Origin of the sequence: Streptomyces sp. NPDC048361, assembly GCF_040651795.1 — a bacterium.
Classification (GTDB): domain Bacteria; phylum Actinomycetota; class Actinomycetes; order Streptomycetales; family Streptomycetaceae; genus Streptomyces.
On sequence record NZ_JBEZKW010000002.1, the window covers coordinates 119,247 to 131,932 of the forward strand.

Genomic DNA, 12,686 nt, shown 5'->3' on the forward strand with positions numbered 1-12,686 from the left:
CCCGCACCCCCTCGTGCCCCACCCCCCGGAGGCCCGTCTTGCAACGCCGCAGACCTCTCGTTGCCGCCTTGAGCACCGCCGTGCTCGCCGCCGGCGCCCTCGCCGCATTCGCGGGCCTCGGTACCGCGTCCGCCGCCGACAGCGCGCAGGGCTCCGCCCAGAACGCCGCCGCGCCCTCCACCGGCGGCGTGAAGATCGCGTACTACGACCAGTGGAGCGTGTACGGGAACGCCTTCTACCCCAAGCACCTCGACACCCGCGGCATCGCCGGCAAACTGGACGTCCTGAACTACTCGTTCGGCAACATCGACCCCACCAACCTCACCTGCTTCGAGGCGAACAAGGCGGCGGGCGACGACAACAACCCCAACGCCGGTGACGGGGCGGGCGATTCGTTCGCCGACTACCAGAAGTCGTTCGCGGCCGCCGACAGCGTCAGCGGCGTCGCCGACACCTGGAACCAGCCGATCGTGGGCGTCTTCAACCAGTTCAAGGAATTGAAGGCCAAGTACCCCAAGCTGAAGATCAACATTTCGATCGGCGGCTGGACCTACTCCAAGTACTTCCACGACGCCGCGTTCACCGATGCCAGCCGCAAGAAGTTCGTGTCGTCCTGCATCGACCAGTACATCGCCGGCAATCTGCCGTCCGAAGGCGGATACGGCGGTGCCGGCGCCGCGGCCGGGATCTTCGACGGCGTCGACATCGACTGGGAGTACCCGGGCTCGCCCGACGGCCACCTCGGCAACCACTACGGCGCCGAGGACAAGGCCAACTACACCGCCCTGCTCGCCGAGTTCCGCAAGCAGCTCGACGCGTACGGCTCCGCGCACGGCGGCAAGCACTACCTCCTGACGGCGGCGCTCCCGGCCGGCCAGGACAAGATCAAGAACATCGAGACGGACAAGATCGGCGCGTCCCTCGACTACGCCAACATCATGACGTACGACATGCACGGCGCCTGGAACGCGACGGGACCGGCCTACCACCAGTCCCCGCTGGTCTCGCCGGCCAACGACCCCACCGACGTGATCAAGCCCGGCACCCAGAAGTACTCGATCTCCAACGCGATCGACTCCTGGATCGACGGCAACCCCGCCTACGGCATAGCCGGCGGCTTCCCCGCCAACAAGATCACGCTCGGGTACGAGTTCTACTACCGCGGCTGGAAGGGCGTCCCCGCGACCAACAACGGGCTCGGCCAGAGCGCGACCGGCCCCTCCAACGCCCGGCCCACCAGCCAGGTCGCGGGCACCGCGCTCTACAAGGAGCTCGGCGGCATCGTCGACAACCCGGCGACCACCTTCTGGGACGCCGACGCGAAGGCCTCGTACTTCTACAAGGACGGCGAGTTCTTCACCGGCCTCGACAAGCAGTCCATCCAGGCCCGCGCCGACTACGCCCACCAGCGCGGTCTCGCCGGCGCCATGATGTACAGCCTGCTCGGCCTCGACGACAAGACCACCCTGCTCAACGACATCGTGGACGCGGTCGGCTCCTCGCCGTCCTCGACCCCGGACCCGACGCCGACGGCCACCAACTCCCCGTCGCCGACGCCGACCGCCACCAACAGCCCGTCTCCGAAGCCCGGTGGCTGCACCGCCGCCGCATGGGACAGCGCCGCCACCTACACCGGCGGCAACCAGGTCTCCTACGGGGGTCACACCTGGAAGGCCCAGTGGTGGACCAAGGGCGAGCAGCCCGGCACCACCGGACAGTGGGGCGTCTGGCAGGATCTCGGCGCCTGCTGATCCGCTCTCCCCGGCACCCCCCGCGCGCACATGGACATGAGTCACACGCGCACACGCGGCCGCCCCGCTCCCTGTTGCATTCAGGGGAGCGGGGCGGCCGACACCGTGTGCCGCGCGCCTCAGACCTTCTGCGGGCTGACGGCGATCATCTTCGCGATCCGATCCGGCGTGACGGCGCGCGAGTACAGCCAGCCCTGGCCGGTGTCGCAGCCGATGCGGGCCAGCCGGGTCGCCTGCTCGGTGGTCTCCACGCACTCGGCGGTGACGGTGAGGCCGAGCCGGTGCGCGAGCTGCACCATCGCCTCGACGATGGTCTCGTCGGCCGGGCTGGGATGGGCGCCCCCCTCGTCGTACTGGAAGCCGCGCACGAAGGAACCGTCCAGCTTGAGCACGGAGACGGGCAGCCGGCTCAGATAGGCGAGGTTGGAGTAGCCCGTCCCGAAGTCGTCGATCGCGATGTGCACGCCCATGTCGGACAGCGCCTGGAGGGCCTGGAGCGGGCGGCCCGCCGAGCCCATCACCGCGGACTCCGTCAGCTCCAACTGGAGCAGTTCCGGGGCCAGTTGGGTCTCTTCGAGGATCTCCGCGACATCCGTCACCAGGTCGGAGTCCCACACTTGGCGCACCGCGACATTGACGCTCACGAACACCGGCGGCACACCCGGGTGCTCGACCTGCCAGCGCCTGGCCTGCCGGCACGCCGTGCGCAGCACCCAGCGGCCGAGCTGCACCACCGAGCCGTCCTCTTCGGCGATCCCGATGAACCGATTCGGCGGAAGCATCCCGAATTGGGGGTGGTTCCAGCGCACCAGCGCCTCGACGCCGTGCACGACTCCGTCGGCCATCCCCACCAGCGGCTGGTACTCAAGCGTGAACTCACCGCGCTCCACGGCCGGGCGGAGCGTGGACGAGAGCGCCTGGCGGGTCATGCGGTGCGCGTTGCGCTCGGGGTCGAAGAGCGTCCAGCGGGCCTTGCCGTCGGCCTTCGCCCAGTACAGCGTGGTGTCGGCGGCCTGCATCAGACCGGTCGCCGATGTGCCGGAGCCGGCCCGCTCCACCACCCCGATCGAGGCCGACACCGACAGGCGCTGGCCCGCCAGGTCGAAGGGCCGCTGCAGCGCTTTCAGTACGGAACGGGCGAGCTCGGCCAGCTGCTCCGTACCCGTGGAATCCTCGACGAGGACGGCGAATTCGTCGCCGCCGAGCCGCGCCACCAAGTGGCCGCCGCTGCGCGCGTACCCGCTCTGGTCGGCGCACTCGGTGAGGCGGGCCGCCACCGCGCTGAGCAGCCGGTCGCCGACCCGGTGGCCGAGCGTGTCGTTGACCGCCTTGAACCCGTCGAGGTCGAGGTAGCAGATCCCGATGCGGCCGGTGCCGCCGTTGTCGTACGTGGATGCTTCGAGCGCGGCGGTGAGCCGCTCGAAGAAGAGGGTGCGGTTGGGAAGCCGGGTGACCGGGTCGTGCATCTGGAGGTGGCGCAGGCGCGCCTGGAGTTCACGCCGGTCGCTGATGTCGGCGATGGAGAGCAGCACGCTCGAACTGTCCGGTACGGGGGCCACGGTGACCTCGGCCCAGAGTGAGTGCCCGTCGGGGTGCTTGAGGCGGCGGGTGCAGCGGAACCGGTTGCGGGCGCCGCGCAGCACCTCGCGGTAGGCGTGCCAGGTGCGGTGGTCGGCGGCCAGGTCGACGAGGTCGGCCGCGTCCTGCTCGCGCAACGCCTCGGGGTCGGTGCCGAGGAGTTCGCCGAGCGCGTCGTTGGCCGCGACGACGCTGCCCTCGCGGTCGACGACCGCCATCGCGAGATGGGCGGCGTTGAACGCGGCCCGGTAGTCCCGCACTTCGGATGCCGTGCGGCCCGCCGCGTAGCGCTCGGTCTGCTCAAGGCGGCCGGCCCGGTCGCTGTGTTCGGCTCGGTCGGGGTGGTCGGTGCGACCGGTGTGTTCCGTGCGGTCGGGGTGTTCGGCGCGCTCAGTGTGTTCGGTGCGACCGGCGCGCTCGGCGCGCTCGGCCTGGTCGGCGCGCAGTCCGTTCTGTGTGGTGCGCCCCGTTCGCGGGTCGGAGTTCTGGGCGTGTTCCGGGGGGCGTTCCGCCAGGACGCCTGCGATCCGGTCCGTATGACGCTCTGTGACGGGCGGCCGGATGGTCCCGGGTGCTCGACCCGGTCCTTCGGAGGTTCCGCTCACCGCTGGCTCCCGCAGTGCATTCGAGTTGTGCAGAGGTAGTACGGAGGTGGCCGGGGTCTTCGGCCGGGGTGGACGCCGGCCCCAGGAGGCCGGATCCACGCTGGAAAGTGTGCCGATCATAGAGGTTGGCGCACGGCGCGATCCAGCTTCACCGTGGTGATCATGAGCACCCGGAGTTCCGTGTCGATCGTTGACCGATCGTTTCTGCGCGGGTGTGGCCGGGCTCGGGCTCTCGGTGATCGGTCGTGACTTTGCGTAAGTCATCGGGGTGTCGTACACCCTCACCCTTCTGGGGCATCGAAACAGGGCATATTCATATAAACCTGCACAAAGTGGGTGGGACGTCTCGCATCCCGCTCCCGGAGGTCGCCGTGCAGGGTCCCCAGACACCCGGGGGAGTGGAGCGTGTCCGGCTGCGGAGCGCGGCCGCGGCCCTCACCTCCCTCGCGGCGCTCGCCGCCATCTCGCTGGTGACGGGGCCCGCGGTCGCGGCCGACTCCGAGTTGCCCTGCGCCCTGCCGAGGACCGACGCCCACCACTCGCTCGGCGTCAACACCTGGAACTTTGCCTACCCGCGCCCGGTCCGCGCCCTCAAGGCGGTGATGGTCTTCCTGTCCTTCCCGGACTCGCAGCCCGCCACCGCCCCCAAAGACCTGGCCTCCGACTACTTCCCCGCCACCAGCCGCTTCTTCGAGCAGGCCTCGTACGGCAAGTTCCGGCTCGACGCCGAGCCGCAGCAGGCCTGGGTGCGGATGCCGGCCGCGTCGACCTCGTACCGCATGGAGCGGGACTGGGACCCGCGCCAGCGCAGCCGCTACCTCAAGGACGCGATCAGCGCGGCCGACCCGACGACCGACTTCTCCCGGTACGACATCGTGTATCTGGTCGCCGACCCGGACGCGCCCGGCGTCGACTCGGACGCCACCAAGGTGGTCAACTTCGAGCGGCCGGTGCGGGCGGACGGCCGGGACATCAACCGGGCCGTGACCGTCTTCGAGCACCACCCGCCGGACCGCAACGTGCTGGCCCACGAGACCGGGCACGTCTTCGACCTGCCGGACCTCTACCACCGGCCGCAGGACGGCAAGAGCGGCGACTGGGACACCTACGTCGGCGACTGGGATGTGATGGGCAGTCAATTCGGTACGGCGCCCGACCTGTTCGCCTGGCAGAAGTGGAAGCTCGGCTGGATCGACCGGCGCGAGGTCAGCTGCGTGACCGGCGACGGCACGACGAGGATCACCCTGGAGCCGCTGTCCGCGTCCCCCGCGAAGGCGGGCGTCGCGGGCAAGCGGCTCGCGGTGGTCCGCACCGGCGAGGACCGCGCCATCGCCATCGAGGTCCGCGAACCGGCCGGCCTCGACCGGGCGAGCTGCGCCTCGGGGCTCCTGGTCTACCGGGTCAACAGCGGGTCCGGGTCCGGCGGCGGCCCGGTCGAGGTGCTCGACGCGCACCCGGACACGGAAGGGTGCTGGGAGAAGTCGGTGTACCCGGCGCTCGCGGACGCGCCGGTCGGCGTGGGCGAGACGTTCACCGTGCCGGGCGAGGGCATCAGGATCGAGGCGGAGGGGCGGACGAAGTCGGGGGCGTGGACGGTCAAGATCTCCCACTGACCGGTGCAACGCGGTGGCGTCTTCGGTATCGGCTCCGGCATCCGCCCTGGTCAGGGCAGCAAAGAAGCCCCCCGCTCGCGCGAGGGGCTTCTTTCGTCTGTGCGCCGCCAGGGACTCGAACCCCGGACCCGCTGATTAAGAGTCAGCTGCTCTAACCAACTGAGCTAGCGGCGCCTGCTGACGTCGTAGACATTAGCATCCTGATCGGCGCGAGGAAAAATCGAAATCCGGGAAGCGTCCGCGGGCCCGTTCGTGGCTCCGCTCCCGGTCTCTTTCGCGGTCTCGTACGTGGTCTCGAACGCGGTCTCGTTCCGGGCGGCCCGGACGCAGGCCCACAGCAGGACGTCGGGCCCGGGCAGCCAGGGGCGGCGGGTGTCGGGGGCGACCAGCCAGCGGGCGGCGCCGGTGTTCTCCCGCTCCGGGCGCACCAGGGCCGGGACGGTGACGGCGTCACCGGCGCCGTGGCACAGCAGCGGCGGTACCGGCGCGTCCGGGCGGTGCCACTCCTCCCACTCCAGGAGCGAGGGCAGGCGCTGCGCGGTGCCGGGGGCGGCGAACAGGAGCATGCGGCCGCGGTGGATCGCGACGGGACCCGAGCCGGGGCCTTCGGCCCACAACCGGTCGAGCATGCGGCGCCCGAACATCGACGGGACGTTGACCACGTCGAAGACCGACCCGCAGGGCAGCACCCCGGGCGCGGTCGGCCGGGCCTCCCACAGAGCGAGGGTGCTGCGCGCGTGACCGGACGCGGACGACAGCCAGGCGGCGCCCGCTGCGGTCACCTCACCGGCCTGATGGCGTCCCTCGTCCCGGAGGACGGAGAAGACGTCGAGGGCGTCGAGGGCGCCGTGGGTCCCGGCCTGGCCGCCGCGCCGGCTTACGGCTGTGAGGGTGTCGGCGCCCCCTGCCTGTCCGCCCCCGTACCGGCTCACCGTCGTGAGGCCGGCACCACCCGTCTCCATCTGCCGCATGCCGCCGCTTCCGCCGTTGCCATCGCCGCTGCTCATGCTCTACGTCTACCGGCCGGGCGGACCCCGCCCCGGCGGGTTGGCGGAAACCGGGACAGGGCGGGGCGGGGAGGCGTATCTTGCGGCCCGGCATATGCCCGGGGCGCGCCCGCCGACGGGGCGGGCGACTGCGGAACCAGGGCTCGGGCGACGGCCCAGCACCAGCGGCTTGGGCGGCGGGCCAGCACCAGCGGCTTGGGCGGCGGGCCAGCACCAGCGGCTTGGGCGGCGGGCCAGCACCAGCGGCTTGGGCGGCGGCCCAGCACCAGCGGCTTGGGCGGCGGCGAAACCGGCGCCCCGGGTACGGGCCGCTCAGGACTGCGCGGCAGGGGCGGACGGGGCTCGGCGCGGGCGGCCGAGCCGTCGCCAACTCCTAGGGGACGTCGGCGTTGCGCAGCAGGTCGCGGCCGAACTCGATCATCTTCTTCGCGTAGTCCTCGGTCCACTGCGCCCGTTCCGCCACGTCGGCGGGGGTGAGCCGGTCGAAGCGGCGCGGGTCGGCGAGCTGGGCCGCCGCGATCGCCTGGAACTCGACCGCCCGGTCGGCGGCCGCCCGGAAGGCCAGGGCCAGCTCGGTCGAACGGCTCAGGAGTGCCCGGGGGTCCTCCATGGACTCCAGGTCGAAGAAGTGTTCCGGGTCGGCGGTGGCCTCGGACGGCTCGAAGAGCAACGGCGCCGGCCGCAGCCGCTGCCGCTCCTCGTTCCGCTCGTGCTCCGGCATGTCTGTCCTCCCAGGGCAGGTCGACGCTCGGCTCCGGGCGCCCCGGGCCACCGTCCATTCTCCCGCGCCTGCGCAAGGGGGCCCTGCCGGGGGGACGGCCGGAGGGCGGCGGGGCCCGCGCCGCGAACCCGGGCCCGGGGCGCCGGACGATGCGGTGGTCCGCCGACCTTGCTCACGGAAGCGGCGCTGTCTGGCGTCCATATGCCCCCCGGGGTCAGGCGCGCCAGCCCACTCGATGTTCCGCCAGATGCGACAGCACCGCGTGGTTCGCCTCCCAGCCGTCCGGGAACTTCACCGTCACGCCCAGCTGGACCGGCTCCGTCGAGGGGTGGTCGTCCAGGAGGTCGCTCACGCCCGCGCGGCACACCACGATGCAGGCGTGCCGGTGGCGGGAGGCCAGGACGCACAGTCGGCCCGTCTCCAGGTGGAAGGCGGTCGCGTCCGGGCGGCCCGACAGCGGGTGCAGGACGACCGTCACGTCGAACTCCCGGCCCTGGAGCCGGTTGGCCGTGTCGACGGCCACCCCGCTCACACCCTGCTCCGCGAGCGCCGCGCGGACCGCAGCCGCCTGGTCGCGGTGGGCGGTGCCGACCGCGACCCGGTCCGCCGTGAGCGGGACCGGGTCCGGCGAACGCTCGCTGGTCGCGGCGCCACCCCGGTCCAGGAGGCGGCGTACGACGAGGGCGACGGCGTGCACCGCCTCCGGGTCGGTGCGCGGGGTGTGCCGGGCCGGCAGCTCCAGGAGGGCCCAGCCCGACCGGGCGGCCTCGTCGACGGCGCGGTCCGCCGCCGAGCCGTCCGACGCGACGCCGAACGCCAGCCGCCGGTCGCCGTGGCCGGTGCCGCTGCGGAACGGCGTGAACGGATAGAACGCGTCCGACACCAGCGGCGCCGCCGACGCCGGAAGCCGCCACGACACCGGAAGGCGGTGCTGGGGCAGCTCGGGGTTGTGCGCGAGGAGGGTGGAGACCGCGCTGGCCGACGGGTCGTAGGACAGCCCCGCCCACTGCTCGGCGTCGGCGATCGCGAACGGGTCGAGCTGGCCCGGGTCGCCCACGAACAGCGCCCGCTCGAAGAGCCCGGCCACCGCGAGCAGCGCGTCCGAACGCATCTGGTACGCCTCGTCCACGATCGCGTGGCCCCACGGCTCGACATCCTTCACATGCGCCCACTTCGCGGACGTGGAGATCACCACGTCGAGCCCCGCGAGATCACCCGCCTTCGCCGACTTCCGTACGTTCTCCAGGTCGTCAAGGACCTTGTCGTACGGGTCGCTGTCGCTGCTGTGCAGCCGGCCGACCGGCAGGTCGGGAGCCTTCTCGGCGAGGCGGACCACGAGATCGTCGACCTGCGAGTTGGTCTGGGCGACCACCATCAACGGGCGCCCGGCGGCGGCCAGTTCGAGTGCGGCACGCACCACGAGAGTCGACTTGCCGGCGCCGGGCGGCGAGTCCACGACGACGCCGCGGCTCGTGCCGTGCAGCGTGTCGGCGAGGATCGCGTCGGTGGCCTCGGCCGCGGCCGTGCCCGGGTCGAAGGCGGTCACAGGAGGTCCTCAGGGGTGGCGGCGTCGGGCTGCTCGGCGGTGGCGGAGCCGGGCGGGCCGCCGTGGGTCCAGGGGGTGGCTTCCGGGTCGGGCAGCTTGGGCGCGCCGCGCTGGTCGTGCTCGAAGAGCGTCCAGCACACGCGGTCGCCCTTCTCGGGCACGGAGCCGGGCGCCGGGTCCTTGCCGCGTCCCATCTTGTCCAGGACGCGCAGCACCAGGACGCTCTCGCCGCCGGCCCGTTCTCCCGCGGCCCGTTCTCCCGCGGCCCGGTCTCGCACGGCCCCGTCCGCCCCCGCAGCCCCGTCCGCCCCGGCGGAACCGCCCGCCCCCGCGGTCTCGTACGTCACCAACTCGGCCTTCTGCGGCTTGCCGTCCAGGGTGCGGTAGACCTTCGTGCCCTCGGCGAGGTGCGGGGCGTCGTCCGTGCGGAAGGTGATCAGGGGGCGCGGGCTCGGGCGTTTGGACTCCGACCACGCCGGGGTCACCTCGACCACCTCGCCCGCGAACGCCTCGCCCGCGAGCCTGCGGCCCGCCATCACCAGCGGGTCGTCGAGCGCCTCGCCCGCCTCCAGCTCGGCCTGGGCCCGCTCGCGGCGCAGCAGCTTGGTCGCGGCGGTCACCGCGTCGTCGCGGCGCGGCTGGGGCGGCTCGCCCGCGGTGATCCGGTCGCGGTGGCCGGTGAACGACCAGCGGTCGCTCGTCCAGCGCGCCGCCGCCCGCTCGCCCTCGGGCAGCTCCCGCAGCAGGTCGAGGGCGCGCCACACCGCGGACCAGGTGGGCATGAGCTGCGCCATGAGCAGGCGGCGGATCTCCCGTTCGGCTGTGGCCAGTTGGCCGAGGCGTTCGTCGGCGGCCAGGCCGTCCTCGGCGGATTGGAGCGCCTGCCGGGCCCGGTCGTAGCGCTCCACCGCCGGGGCGAGCAGCCGGTTGTCGAACGCCGGGTCGGTGGCGGGGCCGGCCGGTGGACACAGGAGCTGGCCGTCGGCGCCCCGCGCCAGCTCCGCGCGCAGCGCCGCGTCGGCCCCCGACTGGCCGTCGGGCGGGTCGATCCAGGCGAGCAGGGCGCCCAGGTGCTGGTCCTCGAGGCTGGACTGGCCGGTCGCCCAGTGCCGGCCCAGGAGGTCGGTCGTGGCGAGCAGCAGCGCGGAGCCGGGGGTGCGGGCGCGCTCGGCGTAGTGCGTGAACCAGCGGCCGAGCAACGGGACCCGGGGCGGCGCCGGATAGGGCGCGTCCGGATCCTGCTCGGCGGTACGGCGGAACCGCATCGAGCGGCCGAGGAGGCGGACGAAGTCGATGCCGGCCCGGCCGGGCACGATCAACTGCGGTGCGTCCGCGCACAGTTCGACCTCGACCTTGGTCTTCTTCCCCGTCTCCGGGTCGGTCTCGGAGCGCTCGGTGAGCTCGATGTCGCCCGCGTACGCGTCCAGGTACGGCAGGACGGCCTCGGCGAGGTCGGCGAGGAAGGTGAAACGCAGGTCGCGGTCGCGGGGCTGGGGGACCACGAGCAGCGTCGGGGCGTCGCGGTCGGTGCCGACCAGGGCGCCGAGCGGCGCGCCCGCCTCGCCGGCCGTGGTGAGCGGCACGAAGACGAGCGGCCGCTCGGAGAGGTGACGGTGGCGGACGGTGGCCAGCGGCTGGGCGCGGCCGCACTCGACGGCTTCGAGGCGGGCCAGGGTGGAGATCAGCGACACGGGGCTCCTCCCTGGGCGCTCGCGTCGGCGGCGGCCGTTCCGCTGCGCGGGGCGGCGAGGGTCGGGGCGGTGCCGGTGCCTTCTGCGTTCGCGGTGACCCCGGTGGCCCGTGGATCCGGGCCGGCCCCGGTGGCCTGGACGTCCGCGCCGACCCACGTGCCGTCTGCGTCCGGGGTGGGCTCGGTGGTCATGCCGGGTTTGCCGAGTGCTTCCGCGCGCAGGGCGGCCGCGCGGCGGACCGCCGCCACCGTCGGGTCGGCGGGGTCGCCCGCCTCGCCGCGTGCCGCGGCCAGGACCTCGCCTACGGTCGTCAGGGCGCCGAGCTCGCCGCGCAGTGGGCGGCCGAGCGCCGTCACCATGTTCTGCTCGCGGGCGCGGCCACGGCAGTGGAAGGCCAGCTCGCACGCGGACAGGCACTCCGGCGCGTACACCGCGGGCACCGCCTCGACCGCCGAGGTCAGGGCCGCGCCCGACTGGCCGTCGAGGTCGAAGGTGGTGCCTGGCGGCAGCGCGTCGGCGATGGACTCGACATGGGTGAGGCGCGTCAACTGGCGCCGGGTGACCGACAGTTGTTTACGTACGTCGACCACCGAGGCGGTCGGCAGGTTGGAGAAGTCCTTCGGGCAGACCAGCAGGACCGAGTGGTCCACCGCGGCGCCCTCGGTACGCTCCGCGACCCGCTCAAGGGCGAGGACGTACACCGCGGACTGGCGGGCGGCGGCGCCCACCTTCGACGGGTCGGCCGCCGCGTCGATCATGGGGAAGGACTTGATCTCGACGACCGTCCAGCGGCCGTCGGGGTGCACCACCACCGCGTCCGGCTCCAGGTAGGCCGGGGAGCCGGCCACTTCGAGGGCGAGCATCGGGTGGTCGAGCAGCGCCCAGGCGCCGGCCGCCGTCGCCTCGCGCAGAGCGAGCGCCGTGCGGGCGGCGCGGCCCTCGGGGCCGGCCGCGGCGAGGTCGGGTGTCAGGGCGTCGCCCTGCGGCTCGTCGCCGGTGCCCATCCGCTCGTACAGCAGGCGGAGCAGCTCGGTGCCGCCGTCGCCCTTGACCTTCGCCTCGAACGCGTTGCCCCGCATGAACGCGAACTGCGACTGGCCGAACGCCGCCGACGGCGAACCGATCGCCTCCGCGAGCGCGCCCTTGTCCACCCCGGCGCCGTCGAGCAGGGCGCGTCTGCGGCACCCCGGGTTGGCGGCGAGCGCCGCGAGCGCGCGGGCGTCCAGCGGCCTGGCCGGGACCGCCGGGCCGCGTAGTTCAGCGAGCCTTCGACGGAGCGCCGTCGACGGCTTCTGCGGGGATGCGGGAGGAGGTCCGCTGCCCAGGGATTGGCTCACCCGGGGAAGTCTGGCATCCAGGACTGACAATCGGGGCACGGGTGGCGGAAGGGGCGGGCGCGAAACGGGCACGCACGCGGTCCGCGAGGCGCAGCAGCGGCTTCGAGAGCAGCAGCCCGATCCCCATCACGGCGACGCCCGCGACCGCGTCGAGAAGATAGTGGTTGGCGGTACCCATCACCACGAACGTGATGGTCAGCGGGTACGCGACGGCGGCGATCTTCGTGATCCGGCTGCCGCCGAACCGCCACAGCATCACCCCGGACCACAGCGCCCACCCGACGTGCAGGCTGGGCATCGCGGCGAACTGGTTGGTCATCCCGCCCATGCCGCGCGGCGCGCTCGCCTCGCCGCCCCACCAGCCGTACGTGCCGTACTGCGCCATCGTGTCCGTGAAACCCTGCACGGCGGGGAGCAGCCGGGGCGGGCACGTCGGCAGGAACGTGAAGCCGATGAGGCCGAGCAGCGTGGACGTCATCAGCCAGGTGCGGGCCGCCCGGTACTGCGTCGGGCGCCGGCGGAACAGCCAGATCAGGACGGCCGGGGTGATCAGGTAGTGCAGCGAGGCGTAGATGAAGTCGGCGGGTATGCCGAGCGCCGGGGTGTGCGTGAACAGCCGGTTCAGCGGGTGCTCGGCGTTGAGGTGGAGCGACTTCTCCAGGCGCAGGATGGACAGCCCGTGCTCGGTGGCCCGCGCCTCGTCGCCGCGTACGATCAGCCGTCCGAGCGAGTACGCCGCGTACATGATCGCGATCAGGGGGAGTTCGGTCCACCAGCGCGGTCGCGTGGCATGGTGCGGCAACTGCATCCGGAAGGGTCCCCCCACTTGGTCATCGG

9 protein-coding genes and 1 tRNA gene are annotated in these 12,686 nt (G+C 72.9%); 2 read left to right on the plus strand and 8 right to left on the minus strand.

What is annotated here, in order from left to right; all coding sequences use genetic code 11:
* Positions 1-38 precede the first annotated feature (38 nt).
* A complete protein-coding gene (locus AB0D31_RS01765; RefSeq protein ID WP_362715524.1) occupies positions 39-1,751 on the plus strand; it encodes a glycosyl hydrolase family 18 protein in 1,713 nt (570 codons plus the stop codon).
* 119 nt (positions 1,752-1,870) lie between these two features.
* Here the strand turns inward: AB0D31_RS01765 and AB0D31_RS01770 are convergent, their stop codons facing one another.
* Entirely contained in the window at positions 1,871-3,589 is a 1,719-nt protein-coding gene (locus AB0D31_RS01770) for an EAL domain-containing protein (protein WP_362715818.1), read from the minus strand.
* 716 nt (positions 3,590-4,305) lie between these two features.
* Here AB0D31_RS01770 and AB0D31_RS01775 point away from each other — a divergent pair.
* The gene (locus tag AB0D31_RS01775; RefSeq protein WP_362715821.1) at positions 4,306-5,547 is read left to right on the plus strand and encodes a M6 family metalloprotease domain-containing protein; all 1,242 of its coding nucleotides are present in this window, start codon (positions 4,306-4,308) and stop codon (positions 5,545-5,547) included.
* 100 nt (positions 5,548-5,647) lie between these two features.
* On the opposite strand, the gene AB0D31_RS01780 is transcribed toward AB0D31_RS01775, so the two are convergent.
* From AB0D31_RS01780 to AB0D31_RS01810, 7 genes are all read right to left on the minus strand, one after another.
* A tRNA-Lys gene (locus tag AB0D31_RS01780) sits at positions 5,648-5,721 on the minus strand.
* Positions 5,712-6,554 (minus strand): bifunctional DNA primase/polymerase, encoded by an 843-nt coding sequence (locus tag AB0D31_RS01785; protein ID WP_362715526.1) that lies wholly within the window; start codon positions 6,552-6,554, stop codon positions 5,712-5,714. Before AB0D31_RS01785 ends, AB0D31_RS01780 begins: the two co-directional genes overlap by 10 nt.
* 373 nt (positions 6,555-6,927) lie before the next feature.
* Positions 6,928-7,275: a hypothetical protein gene (locus tag AB0D31_RS01790; RefSeq protein WP_362715529.1), complete on the minus strand. Its 348-nt coding sequence runs from the start codon at positions 7,273-7,275 to the stop codon at positions 6,928-6,930.
* A 214-nt stretch (positions 7,276-7,489) separates the two neighbouring features.
* A complete protein-coding gene (locus AB0D31_RS01795) occupies positions 7,490-8,821 on the minus strand; it encodes an AAA domain-containing protein (protein ID WP_362715532.1) in 1,332 nt (443 codons plus the stop codon).
* Positions 8,818-10,512, minus strand: a complete 1,695-nt coding sequence (locus AB0D31_RS01800; RefSeq protein WP_362715535.1) for a hypothetical protein — start codon at positions 10,510-10,512, stop codon at positions 8,818-8,820. Before AB0D31_RS01800 ends, AB0D31_RS01795 begins: the two co-directional genes overlap by 4 nt.
* Positions 10,503-11,849 (minus strand): hypothetical protein, encoded by a 1,347-nt coding sequence (locus tag AB0D31_RS01805; RefSeq protein WP_362715537.1) that lies wholly within the window; start codon positions 11,847-11,849, stop codon positions 10,503-10,505. Before AB0D31_RS01805 ends, AB0D31_RS01800 begins: the two co-directional genes overlap by 10 nt.
* Positions 11,770-12,657, minus strand: a complete 888-nt coding sequence (locus tag AB0D31_RS01810) for a phosphatase PAP2 family protein (protein WP_362715540.1) — start codon at positions 12,655-12,657, stop codon at positions 11,770-11,772. The genes AB0D31_RS01805 and AB0D31_RS01810 overlap by 80 nt, the downstream gene beginning before the upstream one ends.
* Between the last annotated feature and the right edge of the window lie 29 nt (positions 12,658-12,686).